The sequence below is a fragment of the Polaribacter sp. L3A8 genome, from assembly GCF_009796785.1.
In the GTDB taxonomy this organism is placed as follows: domain Bacteria; phylum Bacteroidota; class Bacteroidia; order Flavobacteriales; family Flavobacteriaceae; genus Polaribacter.
The window spans coordinates 2,368,536-2,384,380 of the sequence record NZ_CP047026.1 but is presented as its reverse complement, the minus strand read 5'-3'; the positions used below and the strand labels follow the sequence as shown (position 1 = coordinate 2,384,380).

Annotated in this window: 13 protein-coding genes; 8 read left to right on the top strand and 5 right to left on the bottom strand. The window is 30.7% G+C overall.

Annotated features, from left to right (window positions below):
- Nucleotides 1–80: 80 nt before the first annotated feature.
- Together GQR92_RS09785 and GQR92_RS09780 are read left to right on the top strand one after the other, a co-directional pair.
- Complete coding sequence (locus GQR92_RS09785; RefSeq protein WP_158839164.1) at nucleotides 81–719, top strand: YceI family protein; 639 nt, start codon at nucleotides 81–83, stop codon at nucleotides 717–719.
- A gap of 98 nt (nucleotides 720–817) precedes the next feature.
- On the top strand, nucleotides 818–2,737 hold the full coding sequence (locus GQR92_RS09780) for a DUF3857 domain-containing protein (protein WP_158839162.1): 1,920 nt from the start codon (nucleotides 818–820) through the stop codon (nucleotides 2,735–2,737).
- A gap of 35 nt (nucleotides 2,738–2,772) precedes the next feature.
- On the opposite strand, the gene GQR92_RS09775 is transcribed toward GQR92_RS09780, so the two are convergent.
- Nucleotides 2,773–3,399 carry a CPBP family intramembrane glutamic endopeptidase gene (locus GQR92_RS09775; RefSeq protein WP_158839160.1) on the bottom strand — a complete coding sequence of 209 codons (627 nt, stop codon included), beginning with the start codon at nucleotides 3,397–3,399 and terminating at the stop codon, nucleotides 2,773–2,775.
- Nucleotides 3,400–3,402: 3 nt separating this feature from the next.
- Complete coding sequence (locus tag GQR92_RS09770; RefSeq protein WP_158839158.1) at nucleotides 3,403–3,861, bottom strand: Lrp/AsnC family transcriptional regulator; 459 nt, start codon at nucleotides 3,859–3,861, stop codon at nucleotides 3,403–3,405.
- 157 nt (nucleotides 3,862–4,018) lie between these two features.
- On the opposite strand from GQR92_RS09770, the gene GQR92_RS09765 reads away from it, so the two are divergent.
- The 3 genes from GQR92_RS09765 to GQR92_RS09755 all read left to right on the top strand — a co-directional run bounded on the left by GQR92_RS09765 (nucleotide 4,019) and on the right by GQR92_RS09755 (nucleotide 7,327).
- Nucleotides 4,019–5,218: an aminotransferase class I/II-fold pyridoxal phosphate-dependent enzyme gene (locus GQR92_RS09765; protein ID WP_158839156.1), complete on the top strand. Its 1,200-nt coding sequence runs from the start codon at nucleotides 4,019–4,021 to the stop codon at nucleotides 5,216–5,218.
- Nucleotides 5,219–5,400: 182 nt separating this feature from the next.
- On the top strand, nucleotides 5,401–6,870 hold the full coding sequence (nhaC, locus tag GQR92_RS09760; RefSeq protein WP_158839154.1) for a Na+/H+ antiporter NhaC: 1,470 nt from the start codon (nucleotides 5,401–5,403) through the stop codon (nucleotides 6,868–6,870).
- 4 nt (nucleotides 6,871–6,874) lie between these two features.
- Nucleotides 6,875–7,327, top strand: coding sequence for a GNAT family N-acetyltransferase (locus GQR92_RS09755; protein WP_158839152.1), 453 nt, complete (start codon nucleotides 6,875–6,877; stop codon nucleotides 7,325–7,327).
- Here the strand turns inward: GQR92_RS09755 and GQR92_RS09750 are convergent.
- Nucleotides 7,278–7,532, bottom strand: coding sequence for a hypothetical protein (locus GQR92_RS09750; protein WP_158839150.1), 255 nt, complete (start codon nucleotides 7,530–7,532; stop codon nucleotides 7,278–7,280). The two genes, GQR92_RS09755 and GQR92_RS09750, sit on opposite strands and share 50 nt — an antisense overlap.
- 256 nt (nucleotides 7,533–7,788) lie before the next feature.
- Nucleotides 7,789–9,753 carry a putative porin gene (locus tag GQR92_RS09745; protein ID WP_158839148.1) on the bottom strand — a complete coding sequence of 655 codons (1,965 nt, stop codon included), beginning with the start codon at nucleotides 9,751–9,753 and terminating at the stop codon, nucleotides 7,789–7,791.
- A 114-nt stretch (nucleotides 9,754–9,867) separates the two neighbouring features.
- Here GQR92_RS09745 and GQR92_RS09740 point away from each other — a divergent pair, with 114 nt between their 5' ends.
- Nucleotides 9,868–10,467, top strand: coding sequence for a ribonuclease HII (locus GQR92_RS09740; protein WP_158839146.1), 600 nt, complete (start codon nucleotides 9,868–9,870; stop codon nucleotides 10,465–10,467).
- Nucleotides 10,468–10,640: 173 nt separating this feature from the next.
- Entirely contained in the window at nucleotides 10,641–11,693 is a 1,053-nt protein-coding gene (locus tag GQR92_RS09735; RefSeq protein ID WP_158839144.1) for a nucleoid-associated protein, read from the top strand.
- 79 nt (nucleotides 11,694–11,772) lie between these two features.
- Here GQR92_RS09735 and lipB read toward each other — a convergent pair whose 3' ends face one another.
- Nucleotides 11,773–12,474: a lipoyl(octanoyl) transferase LipB gene (gene lipB, locus GQR92_RS09730; protein ID WP_158839142.1), complete on the bottom strand. Its 702-nt coding sequence runs from the start codon at nucleotides 12,472–12,474 to the stop codon at nucleotides 11,773–11,775.
- 150 nt (nucleotides 12,475–12,624) lie between these two features.
- Here lipB and GQR92_RS09725 point away from each other — a divergent pair, with 150 nt between their 5' ends.
- Nucleotides 12,625–15,828: a zinc-dependent metalloprotease gene (locus GQR92_RS09725; protein ID WP_233269823.1), complete on the top strand. Its 3,204-nt coding sequence runs from the start codon at nucleotides 12,625–12,627 to the stop codon at nucleotides 15,826–15,828.
- Nucleotides 15,829–15,845: the final 17 nt, after the last annotated feature.

Below are 15,845 nucleotides of genomic sequence, written 5' to 3'. Positions count from 1 at the left end.
AATACTTTCCAAGGAAAATAAATGACATATATTTGCCATGGGAAATAAAAATAAGTCAATTTAAACCAAAATCAAACAAAATGAAAAAAATAATTTTATCATTAGTAGTAGTAGCATCAGTTTTAACTGCATGTAAAGGAGAAAAGAAAGAAAAAGTAGAAGTAAAGGAAGCTGTTAAAGTTGCCGTTAACGTAGCTGAATTAAATAATGTAGATACTGCAGTTTCTGTATTAAATTGGGAAGGAACAAAACCAGGAGGAGCACATAATGGAACAGTTGCTTTAAAAAGCGGTGGTTTATTAATAGAAAATGGTAAGTTAACTAATGGTGAGTTTGTAATTGATATGGCTACGATTAAAAATGTAGACATGGCAGGTAGCGAAGGAGCTGGAAAAATTGAAGGACATTTAAAAAATGAAGACTTTTTTGATGTTGCAGTATACCCAACAGCTAAATTTGTAATTACAAAAGTAGAAGAAGAAGCGGGTAAATTAGCGGTAACAGGTAACTTACAAATTAAAGATGTAACAAAAAGTATTACAATACCTGCAACAATTGCTACAGAAAACGGAGTTACCGTTTTTAAAAGTGAAGCATTTAATGTAGATAGAGCAGACTTTAATGTAAAATATGGATCTAAAAAATTCTTTGAAGGATTAAAAGATAAATTTATAAACGATATAATGACATTCTCTTTTGTTGTTAAGACGAAAGCGTAAATTAGATTAATTCAAATTCAATTTTAGAGGCTAAAAACTTTTGTTTTTAGCCTCTTTTTTGTGGTTTTTTTTTAACTTTGATTGCTATCAAAAAATGTATGAAAAGAATCATTTATCTCCCCTTATTAGTATCCTTATTTTCAATAGTATCCTCTTTTAGTCAAAAAACAAATTACGCTGCATTATTAATTCCTTCGGATTTAAAAGAAAATGCAAACGCTGTCATTAGAGATAATTCTGTAGTTATTACGCTAGATGATGTTGATGAAATGATTGTACACAAAACAAAAGTTATTACTATTTTAAATAAACTAGGTAATCGCTATGCTACTACGTACGAAGGGTATGATGATAATACAAAGATTACCGAACTTTCAACCGTTATTTACGATGCTTTTGGTAATCAAATAAAGAAATACAAAGAAAGAGATTTTATAGATGTTAGTGCTGTAGATGGCGGAACGCTTTATTCTGACTCTAGAGTAAAGTATTTAGAATATACACCTGTTTCTTATCCGTATACAATTGTATTCGAATCTGAGTATAAAACATCATCAACAGGTTATCTTCCAAATTGGTATCCGATTAATGGCTATTTTGTGTCCATTGAAAAAAGTAGTTATGTTCTTAAAAATCCATTAAAAATAAAGTTTAATAAGAAAGAAAAGAACTTTAAGGGGTATACTATAGAAAATAGCAATACAGATTATGAATTACACGTTATCTTAAAAAATCAACCAGCGGTTGAATATGAAGAAAATAGTGTTTCTTCTAATGATATTCTGCCAAAACTAATGGTTGTTCCTCAAAATTTTCAAACAGATAATGTACCAGGAAGTTATTCTAATTGGAAAGAATTAGGTGTTTGGATGAATGATAGTATTTTATTTGGAAAGTCAGATTTAGGTGAGGCAACCAAATTAAAGGTTTTAAGTTTAGTAGAAGGAGTAGAAGATCCTATTGAAAAAGCAAAAATTGTGTATGCTTTTATGCAAAGTAAAACGCGTTATATAAGTGTACAAGTTGGTATTGGAGGTATTCAGCCTATAGCAGCAAACGAAGTAGACAGGGTTAGTTATGGAGACTGTAAAGGTTTAACTAATTATACAAAAGCGCTTTTAGATGTAGTTGGCGTTCAATCTAATTACGTTCATGTAGAGGCAAATAGAGATGATAAAGTTTCTTTTGATACTAATTTTGCATCTTTAGCTCAAGGAAATCATGTTATTCTAAATATACCTAATAAAGGTAATGATATTTGGTTAGAATGTACTAGCCAAACAATTCCCTTTGGTTTTTTAGGAGATTTTACAGATGATAGAAATGTGTTGGTAATGACACCAGAAGGCGGAGTTATAAAAAGAACACCAGCTTATAAAAACGAAACCAATCTTCAAGAGTTAAAAGGGAAAATTCAATTAGAAAAAAACGGAAGTTTAACCGCGAGTTTAAATAGAGTGTCTAAAGGGATTCAATATGATGATAAATCTTTTTATGAAAATTTATCAAAAGAAGAACTTACAAAAAAATACAAGTCTAACGTTTGGAGTTATAATAACAATCTAGAAATTGATGCTTTAGATTTATTAAATGATAAGGAGAATGTAGTTTTTAAAGAAGATTTAAAAGTATCCATTAAAAACTATGCTTCTGTAAATGAACAAGAATATTTGTTTAGGGTAAATGTTTTTAATAGAAACAGTTTTATTCCTAAAAGATACAGAAGTAGAAAATTACCATTAAAAATTTCTAGAGGATATAAGGATGTTGATCAGTATGAAATTAAAATTCCTGAAGGCTATGTTTTGGGTGTTTTACCACCAGAAAAAGTGATTTCTTCAAAATTCGGAACCTATAAAGTTACGTTTACAAAAGTAGATGATACTGTTTTTAAGTATTATAAAACAATGATGATTAAAGAGGGTGTTTATGCTAAAGAAGACTATAAAACTTACAGAAGTTTTAGGCGAAGTATTGCTAAGTATGAAAATTTGAGAATTGCTCTTACCTTAAAATAAATTGAATGAAAAAGGGTATAATTGTATTACTATTATTAAGATGGAAAACCAAGCATATTGCCCATGCCAACCGTAAATAACCAACAACCATAAATACTATGTTCTATAGAAACTAAAAGTGTAGATTTTGTTTTGTTGTAGGTTATTGCAAATAAAATTCCGCCAATAAAGGTTAAAAATAATACAAGTGTATTTCTAAACATTAGATGTGCAGCAGAAAATAAAAGGGCGTTTACAAGTATAAATAAGCTTTCGTTTTTAAACAGATTTTTATATCGCTTAAAAAAGAAAGTTCTATACAAAAGCTCTTGTGGATACACCGAAAAGAAAGTGTAAAAAAGTAAGATTAAAATCCATAAACCAGGTTTGTTTAACATCACGGTAAAAAGGTTTTCTTTATCAGTAAACCAAACAAAAGAAGTGGTAATAAGGGCAATAATTAAAAATTTTATCAATGTAGTTGTCCAAAAATTTTTCCAGTTGATGTTTTTCTCAATTCTAAATTTAATTTTTTCAACCTTAAAAAGTACGTAAGTAATATAAGTAAAACCTACAAGCCCAATAATCAATTTTAAGATAGGAGAATAATTGAAAGCAAAACTTATTGGAATTAGCACAAAAATTAATAAAAGTTCAAAAAATTTACAACGAGTAGTTTGCATGTTTTATAAGTTTATAGCGGTTGTGTTTTTAACTTGCTCAATAGCAAAGATACTATGTGTACTGCCAATATACTTTATGGCAGTTAATTTTGTAACCATAAAATTTCTATAAGTTTCCATATCCTTTACGTAAATTTTTAGAATATAGTCATAATCTCCACTAACATGAAAACATTCTGATACTTCCTCTAATTTTAAAATTTCACGCTCAAAAGTAGTTACATATTCTTTAGAATGTTGAATCAGTTTTAGATGACACAAAACTAAAAAAGACTTATCAATTTTATTTTTATTGATGATGGCCACGTACTTTTCAATCACATTTTGGTTTTCTAATTTTTTGATACGTTCATAAACAGCCGTAACAGATAAATTTAATTGAAGAGATAACTGTTTTGTGGTTTGTTTACTGTCTTCTTGTAATAGATTGATGAGTTTTTTATCGGTAGAATCTAATGCCATGGTTTTAAATTTTCTAAAAAGTGATTTAAACAGAAGTTGTTTTAGATTTTATATCTATCCTGTTGTTCAAATTTAGAAAATAAAACTATAGTTTATGATTTATGTTGATTTTATTTCTTGTTAGTTGTTTTTTTGCAATCAATAAAATTAAATAATTATGAAATTTAAACCTGCAGATAAAATTCAAGATTTACAATATTTCGGAGAGTTTGGTGGCGTAAATCCATCCATTTCAGATTCCTCTACCTATACATTTATATCAGCAAAAACCATGTTTGATACTTTTGAAGGAAATGCAGATGGTTGTTATTTATATTCAAGGCATTCATCCCCCTCAAACCTATATTTAGGAGAAGCTTTGGCTGCTATGGAAGGTACAGAAGTTGCAAATGTTTCAGCATCTGGTATGGGTGCCATTACCCCTGTTTTATTGCAATTGGTAAATGCAGGAGAACATATTGTTTCTAGCAGAACCATTTACGGAGGAACCTATGCGTTTTTAAAAAATTTCATCCCAAAATTTAATATTAGAACCACTTTTGTAGACATTACAAATTTGGCTGTTGTAGAAGCTTCTATTACAGCCAAAACAAAAGTTTTGTATTGCGAATCTGTAAGTAATCCGCTTTTAGAAGTAGCAGATATTGCAGGTTTAGCTGCGTTGGCAAAAAAATACAGTTTAAAATTAGTGGTAGATAATACGTTTTCTCCATTATCAATTTCGCCAACAAAATTAGGAGCAGACGTTGTAATACATAGTTTAACAAAATTTATTAATGGTTCTTCGGATACTGTTGGTGGTGTAGTTTGTGGTACACAAGAATTTATCAACGATTTACGAAATGTAAATAGCGGAGCTAGTATGTTATTAGGTTCTACAATGGATAGTTTAAGAGCTTCATCGATCTTAAAAAATATGAGAACGCTGCATCTTAGAATGAAACAGCACAGTTTTAATGCCGCTTTTTTAGCAGAAAAATTTGAGGCAGATGGATTGAAAACAGTGTATCCTGGTTTGTCATCTCATCCTTCTCATGTACTTTTTAAAGAAATAATGAATGTAGAATATGGTTTTGGAGGGGTCTTAACGATAGATGTTGGTTCTTTAGAGAAAGCCAATGAATTAATGGAGTTAATGCAGCATGAAAACTTGGGGTATTTAGCGGTGAGCTTGGGCTTTTACAAGACTTTGTTTTCTGCTTCTAGTAGTTCTACTTCATCAGAAATACCTAAGGAAGAGCAAGTAGAAATGGGGCTTTCAGATGGCTTAATTCGGTTTTCTATTGGTTTAGATAATGATATTGCAAGAACATATAAAGCAATGAAATTATGTATGATTAAAGTAGGAATTTTATAGTTCTATTTTTAATTTTTAAGATAAAATAAAAATTACAGCAAGCAAAAATAGTTGTTTGCTGTTTTAATTTATAAGTTTATTATTCGTAATCGCTTAATGCCTTTTCGTTAGGGATGTCTTAATCAATTCAATTTGCATAACTTCTTGTAAAATCGTAACATTACAGAAATAAAATAATTAGTATGCCAGAAGACAAGAATCTTTCAGAAATTAATATTGAAGATCAAAAAATTATAGAAAACAAAGAATTAAGCCTCTTTGAATCTTTAATTCCGGTTGTAATTTTAATGGGATTGTTGGCATATAATATCTTTTTTGTGGATGGTCAAGAATGGTTTGGGGCATTTACTAATCAATATATTCTATTAATTGGAGGTCTAATTGCAGCAACTGTAGGTTTTTTTAATAAAGTTACTATAACTACAATGATTTCTGAAGTTTGGGAAAATTGGAAAAGTGTTTTTGTACCCATTATGATTCTTTTTTTAGTAGGTGCATTAGCAGGTACTTGGTTAGTGAGTGGTATTATTCCGGCAATGGTTTATTATGGATTACAAGTTTTAAGTCCAGAAATATTTTTACCAGCATCTGTAATTATTGCTGCCATAATTTCGATTGCAACAGGTAGTTCTTGGACCACCTCTGCCACCGTTGGTATAGCTCTAGTGGGTATTGGAAGTGCTTTGGGTATTCCTACGGGGATGATTGCCGGAGCTGTAATTTCTGGCGCTTATTTTGGAGATAAAATGTCGCCTCTTTCTGATACAACAAATTTAGCACCAGCAATGGCAGGTACAGATTTGTTTACCCATATAAAATACATGTCTTATACAACAGTGCCTACTATTATCGTTACATTAATTGTATTTGCTATTTTAAGCGCAACCATAGATACAACGGGTACTGCAGATATTAGTAATTTATTAGCAACTATAGACCATACATTTCATATTTCTTCTTGGTTATTTTTGGTTCCTGGTATTGTTATAGCGATGATTTTGTTAAAAACAAAACCATTAATAGCTTTGGGTACAGGTATTCTTTTAGCCGCAGTTTTTGCATTTATTTTTCAAGGAGATCTTTTAGACAGTTTATCTGATTCTAAATTTCAATCTATTATAAATGCTATTTTAACAGATGTTAGTATAGAAACTGATAATGATAAATTATCAGAATTATTTTCTTCAGGTGGCATGAATGGAATGATCTGGACTATTTTATTAATTGTTTGCGCTATGGTCTTTGGAGGAGTTATGGATGCCATTGGAGCATTAGCAAAAATTACGAAAGGGTTGTTATCTGTTGCAAGTTCAGTTTTTGGTTTGTTTGCGAGTACCGTTATTAGTTGTTTAGGATTAAATGCAATTGCATCAGATCAATATTTGGCAATTGTAATTCCAGGTAAAATGTTTAAAAAAGCCTATGAAGATAAAGGTTTAGCTCCAGAAAATTTAAGTAGAACTTTAGAAGATTCTGGGACTGTAACTTCGGTTTTAATTCCTTGGAATACTTGTGGGGCTTATCAATCTACCGTACTAGGAGTTTCTGTAGCAGATTATGCTATTTATGCTGTTTTTAATTATTTAAGTCCTTTTACAACCCTATTATTTGCAGCATTAAATATTAAGATTAGACAGTTGGTAAAAAAATAAATGTATGATTGTTTCTGCTGTTCTTTCGGATGCAAAACAACTCACTGAGGTTGCGTTAAAATCGAAAGCATTTTGGGGTTATTCTAAAGAATTGATAGAAGGTTGGAGAAACGATTTAACGGTAACATCTACTACCATAAAAAGTTGCAACGTGTTTAAATTTATGGTTGCAGATGTAGTAGTTGGTTTTTACGTTTTAAATAACCCGAAAGAAGATTTAGTTAAATTAAAAATGTTATTTGTTTTACCTAAATTTATAGGAAAAGGTATCGGGAAAAAATTATTAACTCATGCTTTAAAAAAAGCAACAATTTCTAAAGCAAAAACAATAGAGTTGGTTGCAGATCCTAATGCAATTCCTTTTTATACATCTCAGGGTTTTATAGAAAAAGATCAAATAGGGAGTGCTATTTCTGGTCGTTTTTTGTCTTTAATGCAAAAAAATTTAAAACAATAGAAATTAATAAAAGTATCCAAGGACTTCCGTGTAGTAAAACATCAAACCAATCTTTGGCTTTCATTGCGAGTTCTCCAGAAAAAGCACCTCCACCCAAAATCCATTGAATTTTACCTAAAATATGTGGCGGATTAAAAGGAGCTAACCCTAAAGTTAAACTTGCCATCAAAAATAATTTCCAATTCTTTTTAAGTTGATTTCTCATTTTTTCTTAAAGTAAAAAATTTAAAGATAGAAAATATAAATATTATTAATGAATGAAAAGTTATGTAGGTTAAAATTCTAAAGAAAAAACTGAAGCTATATGTGTCGTCTTCACTAAAAAAAAGTATAGATAAATATATGATAATTAGAGCTATGTTTAATAATATAAACGTTGCTATATTTTTCCATTTATATAGTAGCAGTAAACTAAAAGCACTGGTTATTAGTATTGTTAGTATAAGAATAAAAATCATAGTTTAAATAAACCAGTTCCAAACCAATCCAAAACGAACAGTAAAATCTCTATACGGATAATTAGGTGCTGAGTAGTAGTTCTTTGATGTAAAGCCAGAAGTTACGTTATCAATTTTAAAATACAAGCGCGTTCTTCGCACTTGTGCGTTAAAGAAAACATCTACAGAAGGAAAACCTATTTCTTGCGTATCCTGTAATGTAAACTCCGCTAACAATGGGTTGTAGGCATTCATTTTATACTTTGTAAAATAATTAAAAGTAGCCCCAATGTTAACCAACATTGGTTTTCCTTTAAACCAGTAGTCTTGGTAGTATAATGTGTTTCTTGTAACCAATTCTGGTACTCTAAAAACAGAGCTACCACTACTAACGTTTTGGTACATTACAGTATTATCTAAAGCCAGTTTCCAATACTTAATTTCTTTGTTCGCTTTTACTTTTAAATAAGTAATTTGGCTATCGAATTGATGCGGTTTGTTGTCTTCACCAAAATAAGTGTAGTTGTCAATATTAGTAAAATTAAGACCTGCATTTAGCCATTTAGAACTAAAAGAGAAGCCTAGGTCTCTTGTATTAACAGACGTAAGATTATCATTTTGCCAGTTGTAATCGTCATATTTACTTTGGTGTAATAGCGTATTAAAGTTGGGCGATTTAGAACTAATTAATAAACTTCCTTTTACTGCAAAAAGACTGTCTTTTTTATACAATGCCTCTCCTTGTAAAAAGGTGCCAGACAATCTGCCGCTTCCAGGAGATAAATTTCCGGTAGCATTTAAATGAAAGTTTTTAATTTTTGCCTTCCAATCTGCACCTACAGAAATGGCACTTCCCTCTAATTTAACTTTGGAAATATTACTATTTGTGTTTAAAATAGTATCATATCCGTAAGAATAATTGGTAATATTTATTTTGGCTTTAAATTTACCAAGTACGTATTTAGAGTTAAATTCTAAGTTTAGTTCGTTATTTGTAATGGTGTTTTTTGCTAGGTTGTTATTAGCACCAGCAGAGTTTTCATCACCAAAAATAGTTGTAGTACTTGTAGGTTGTGTAAAACGATACTCTTTTGTTTCTGTAGTAAAAACATGTCCAACCTTTAGGTTGCTAAAATCTTTTTTATTGATGGTGTCTTTGCTAGACAACAGTTTATAACTATGATCAAAATATACTCTTCTACCTTCAAAATCATTTTCAGCATCGTCTAAATTTACATCTAAATAAGACCTAGTAGTATAGTCAGGGTCGTTGCTTTCAAATTTATCAATTTCAGCCTGTGGTAATCCGCCACTTTCTTCATTAAAGAAATCTTGTGAAGTTATATGTCCACGAATTTCGTATTGGTTTTCTTTGGTTCTGTAATGAAAAGCCCCTCTAAAGTTACCGTGACTTGCTAAAGATCTTCTGTAAGCACCCAAAGAACGAATTCCTTTGTAAGAAAGAGATACATTTAATCTTGGCGAAAAGTTTACAGTAAAAATGGCATCTAAAACCTGCCCTTGTTGCAATCCTGTTCTGTAGGTAATTTCGGTAGTTGGTGTAGGTACTTCGTAGTATTTTATTTCATCAATATCTAAATAACTAAACTGTTTTGCAGTAAAACCAATATCTGGTAAAAAATTTAAATTGCTAAAATTATACCCTAAATTGGTAAAGGTTTGCCCTTGATTATGAAAGGCTAATAACTCAAAATTATCCGTTCTTAAATAATTAAATTTATAATCCTTTTGTATGGTTAATGTGGTGTCTATATAAGTGGTATCTCTTTTATGAGAAAATATTTTATAGTCTGTATACTTTGTTTTACCAGATAACTTTACTGTAATTTCTCCCGTATTTCTTACGGAGTCATTTTCAATAGAATTAAAATCATTATTTTCTTGAATAGGGTTAAAAGTTCTTTGTGAAAATAAAGAACTAACCACAAGAAAACCAAGTATTGATAAGAATAATCGAAATTTGTTCATAGATTGTTGCTGCAATGGCAAATGTAAAATAATTAAACGAAAATAATTGTTAATAATTATCATGAAATCTGTTAATTAAGCCATGTTTATTTAAACTTTTCTTTTCTTTGTAAAATGTTAGCATCAAATTATAGTGGTTTTTCTTTAGAAGCCGGTACAGATGAAGCCGGTAGAGGCTGTTTATGCGGGCCAGTTGTAGCGGCGGCCGTAATTTTACCAAAAAATTTTACGCATCCTTTTTTAAATGATTCTAAGCAATTATCAGAAAAAAAGAGAGAAGAATTGCGTCCTTTTATAGAAAAAAATGCCATTGCATTTGGTGTTTCTTTTGTTTGGCAGGAAGAAGTAGACGAAATAAATGTACTACAAGCCTCTATAACTGGCATGCATAGATCTATAGAAATGCTAAAAATTGAGCCAGAATATATCATTGTAGACGGAAATAAGTTTAAAGATTATAAAGATATTCCACATAAAGCCATTGTAAAAGGAGATGCAAAATATTTGAGTATTGCCGCAGCTTCTGTACTTGCCAAAACGTATAGAGATGAGTATATGGCAAAGATTCATGTAGAATTCCCTATGTATAATTGGGCAAAAAATAAAGGGTATCCAACAAAAGAACACCGAAACGGAATACGAGAATTTGGTGCAACTAAATACCACAGAAAAACCTTTAAACTGTTACCAGAACAGATTAAATTAAAGTTATAAAACATTTTTTAGAAGCTATTTCCTGCTTTCACTACTCGCTTTTTTTGCCTAAAAAGGCAAAAAAGAGCTCAAACAAACCGTTCAATCAGGGCTAAACTTGTTTGTAAACTTTATAGAATAAGTTCTAATTATTTAAAAACTTCGACTATTTTTACGCTCCAAAATTTTAACTGATGATAAGAAAAACCAAAGCAGAAATTACCAAATGTATTTTACATAAAGTTGCCAATAAGTTTAATAGCGGACAAAATGTTTTTTCTGAAGACTTAATTCGTTTCGATCAAGAAAGTTACGATTTAATGAAAGGTTTTTTATTAAAACCATTCGGAAACTTAACACAAAGCTACCGCTTTACCAATCATGAAGATGTACGTTTAAACGAGGTAAATAAATTTGCTTCAGAAGTTTTTAATGACCAAGAAAGTTTTGTAGAATACTCTAAAAGTATTGTAAACCATTTGTTTGAGCAGTCTAATTCTGCACAAATAAAAACAGGAGATGTACTTGTGGTTTATATAGAAGGTATAGAATATAAAGATGTTTTAACAGAAGCCATTGGTGTTTTTAAAATAGAAAATAAAGTAGACTTTTTTCAAACGTATTTAGACGATAATGAAAGTTTTGATGTGGTTGTTCAAAAAGGAATTTCTACCAAAAGAATAGACAAAGGGTGTTTGGTTTTAAATACATCAGATGCAGAAGGTACCGTTGTTTTGTCTGTAGATAACAACAATTACGATGCACAATATTGGTCTAAAAACTTTTTATCTGTAAAATTAGCAGACGATTATAATTCGCACACACAGAACTATTTAGAGATGTGTAAAGAATTCTCTGAAGAGGTAATTAAGCCAGAATTAGGGATGCACCAACAAGGAAATTTCTTAGCAAATACAGTAGATTATTTTAAAGAAAATGAAGCTGTAGATTATGCTACTTTTAAAGATGAGGTTTTTGAAGAAGAGAAGCATAAAGAAAAGTTTGACGAATACAAAGAGCATTTCGAAAAATTAAATGATGTGTTAATCCGTAATAATTTTGATGTTTCTGGAGTTGTTTTAAAGAAAGAAAAAAACAAGCTAAAAACAGAAATTAAGTTAGACACTAACATCAACATAAAACTAGATGTAGATGCACCAGAAGCGGCATCAGAATATTTAGAAAGAGGATATGATGAAGAGAAGAAAATGAAATTTTATAAAGTATATTTTAACGAAGAGAAATAATTGTTTGTCATTGCGAACCATAGTGAAGCAATCTGTTAATTATAAATTACAGATTGCTTTTTAAATTTGCAATGACTAATTATTTTATAAATTCTTCAACTTCAAAAAGCACTTTAAAGTGTTTTAAAATTTTAGTTTTCACTTCTTCTGTGTCTACTTTTCTGTTTAATTCAGCTTCCATAGAAGTCACTGCTTTTCCTTTAATTCCACAGGGAATAATATTATCAAAATAGCCTAAATTTACGTTTGCATTTAATGCAAAACCATGCATTGTTACCCATCTAGAAGAACGGATTCCCATAGCGCAAATTTTACGAGCAAACGGAGTGCCAACATCTAACCAAACACCTGTTTCACCAGGACTTCTTTCTGCTTTTATTCCATACTCGGCAATGGTTAAAATAATTGCTTCTTCTAAAAAACGTAAGTATTTATGAATATCTGTAAAGAAATTTTCTAAATCTAAAATTGGGTAGCCAACAATTTGTCCGGGACCATGGTAAGTAATGTCACCACCGCGATTAATTTTATAAAAAGTAGCTCCTTTTTTTGCTAATTGCTTTTCATTAAGTAATAAATTGCTCATGTGTCCACTTTTACCTAAAGTATATACATGCGGATGCTCTACAAATAAAAAATAATTTTTTGTAGAAATTTTTTCTTCATTCTTACGATTAGCAATCTTAACATCAACAATTCCTTGTAATAATTCAGTTTGATAATCCCAGGCTTCTTTGTAGTCTTTTACAGATAAGTCTTGTAGTAGTATGTTTCTGTTCATAATCTCGACTACAAAGATAATTATTTCATTATATTTGATGACGATTTTACATATAAACTGTTTATGAAAGCAAAATTTCCTCTATCACTTATTCTTGTCGTATTTTTTTTCTCTTTGAGTGGAGTATATGCTCAAGAGTTTTTAAAAAAAATGGATAAAAATAAAGTGTCTATTCAAGAAAATAATATCCTAAAAAAGAAAAATTTTCCATCTAACTATAGTCTTGTTTCTATAGATATTAATGATTTTAAGATTTTTTTAAAGTCAAAATCTAAAGAAGAGCAAAGTATTATAAAATTACCCAATGCAGCAGGTGGTTTTTCTAATTTTATCATAAAAGAAACATCAAACTTTGAGGCTAAATTGGCTGAAAAATATTCTATGATAAAATCTTATTCTGCTCAAGGAATAGATGATCCTACGGCAGTAGCAAAAATTAGTATGGGTACAGATGGTTTTCATGCTATAGTATTTTCGGGTGTTGAAAAAACATTATATGTAGATCCATACTCTAAAGACGGTAAAACATTAATGGTTTATAAGAGAACAGATTTAGCACCAGATAAAGATGGTTTTACTTGTCATGTAGAAGATACGGTAAGAAGAAATGTTGCAAAAACAACTAGTATTAAAAATGCCAATGATGGAGTGCTAAGAACTTTTCGGTTAGCTTTAGCTTGCAGTGGAGAGTATGCAGAATTCCATTTAACAAACCAAAATATTTCTACAGCTGCCACAGATGAAGTTAAAAAAGCAGCCGTTTTATCTGCTATGAATACTACTATGACAAGAGTAAATGGTGTTTACGAAAGAGATTTAGCAGTAAGAATGGTAATTGTAGAAGACAATGATAAGATTGTTTTTTTAGACGCAAGTACAGATAATATTACAGATGGTGACCCTGATGCAATGCTTAATGAAGTACAAATTATCTGTGATACTAAAATTGGAAATGCTAATTATGATATTGGACATGTTTTTAGTGTTGCAGGAGATGGATTAGCTGGTGGAGGGGTTGTTTGTGTGCCAGGAAGTAAAGCGCATGGTGTAACTGGTAGAAGTAATCCTATTGGAGATGCGTATGATATCGATTTTGTAGTACATGAAATGGGGCATCAATTTGGAGCAAATCATACACAAAATAATGATTGTAATAGAAATAGTAGTACTGCTGTAGAACCAGGAAGTGCCTCTACTATTATGGGGTATGCAGGTATTTGTGCGCCTGATGTACAGGGTCAAAGTGACGATTATTTTCATGCAGTTAGTATTGCAGAAATGTGGGGTATTATTCAGACTTCTGCAAGTTGTGCAGTAGTAAGTAATACCAATAATACTGCGCCTGTAGCAGATGCTGGGGCAGATTTTAGCATTCCAAAATCAACACCATTTGTTTTAAAAGGAGTTGGAACAGATGCAGATGGTACTGCAAGTTTAACTTATAATTGGGAGCAAATAGACAATCAAATAGCAGTAATGCCTCCTGTTTCAACAAGTACCAGAGGACCTATGTTTAGATCTTTAGAATCAAATTCTTCATCCAATAGATATTTGCCCGCATTAGCAACTGTTGTTGCAGGGAGTACATCTTCTACTTGGGAAGTATTGCCTTCTGTGGCGCGTGTGTTAAATTTTTCTTTTTTAGTAAGAGATAATCATGCAGGTGGTGGGGGTTCTGCAAGAGATAACATGAATGTATCTGTAGAAGATGCAGAGGCTTTTACTGTTTCTGCTCCAAATTCTGCTGTTGCGATGGATGTTGGTTCAACACAAACCGTGTCTTGGGTAAAAGGAACAACAGATCTATTTCCTATCAATTGTTTAAATGTTAATATAAAACTATCTATTGATGGGGGGCTTACTTTTCCTATCATGATTAAAGAAAATACGCCAAATGATGGTACAGAAGAGATTGTGATTCCAGATAATCCTTCTACAACATCAAGAATTATGGTAGAAGCTGCAGATAATATTTTTTATAATGTTAATAGCACAAACTTTACCATCAATTCACTTCTACCAACATTTGTAATGTCAAACACCAGTGGTGTGCAATTAGGGTGTAATTCTGGAGGTGACTCTGTAAATTACACACTTAATTTTGATTTTGTAAATGATTTTTCTGAGCCAGTTACATTATCTGCAGAAGATTTACCAACAGGTGCTAATGTTGTTTTTTCTCCTTCGGTAATTAATGCTGATGGAAATGTTACAATGACAATTTCTAGTTTAGATAGTAAAATAGCTCAGAATTATGAAATAAATGTGAAAGGAGTTTCTACAAGTTTAAATAAAAATATAGCCGTTGTTTTAGACTTAAAAACCCCTAATTTTACAGAATTAACACTAACCTCACCGCAAGATGATGCAGATAATATTGGTTTATTTGAAGCGTTAAAATGGGCGTTAGATTCTAATGCGGTATCTTACTATGTTGAAATAGCAAAAGACCCTAATTTTTCTGAAATTGTTTCATCAGATACTGTAGCAAACAACTCTTATATTCCAATTAACTTGACTCAAGAAACAAAGTATTTTTGGAGGGTTAAATCTATTAATAATTGCGGAGAAGGAAATTATAGTACCACTTATAGTTATACAACAGAAGTATGTAAGGTCTGTGACTCTATAGGTGCTTCTGATTTTTTAACAGGCACTACATTAGTAGAATTTAATACAATTAGTAATGCATCTGCAAAAGAAGAAGGCGGTTTAGGATATAGTGATTATACAGAAATAGAAACAGAATTATTTATTAATAGTACCTATGAGTTAGTTGTAAATACAAATACAGATGGCGATTATAGAGTGCTAACTAAGGCTTGGGTAGATTGGAATCAAAATTGTGTTTTTGATGTTGAAGAAGCCTATGATTTAGGTTTTACAGAGAATGGAGAAGATATTGCTACAAGTGAGAGCCCGTTTAAAATAACGGTTCCAGCAAGTGCTTTGTTAGGGAAAACGACTTTAAGGGTTTCTACTAAATACATAGACTCAAGTGATTTAGAAGCTCCCGAATCTTGTGATTTAGGTTTTGATGGAGAGGTAGAAGATTATACTATTTTAGTAAAAAGTGTTTCTATTTACGATGCTGTTTTTGAAGACTTTAACTTATATCCAAATCCTACAAAAGGTGAATTTACTTTAAATTTAAAACTGATTAATACGGATAATGTGTCTGTTCAATTATTTGATATTAGAGGAAGGTTAGTTGCGCAACAAACATTTTTAAATACAAATAAAGATACAAGTTTTTCTAAAAAAATATCTTTTAATAACCTTTCAGGGGGATTATATTTGTTGAAAGTAACTAACGGAAGTAAACACACAACAAGAAAACTAATTATAGAGTAAGAAGTAATAAATAATTT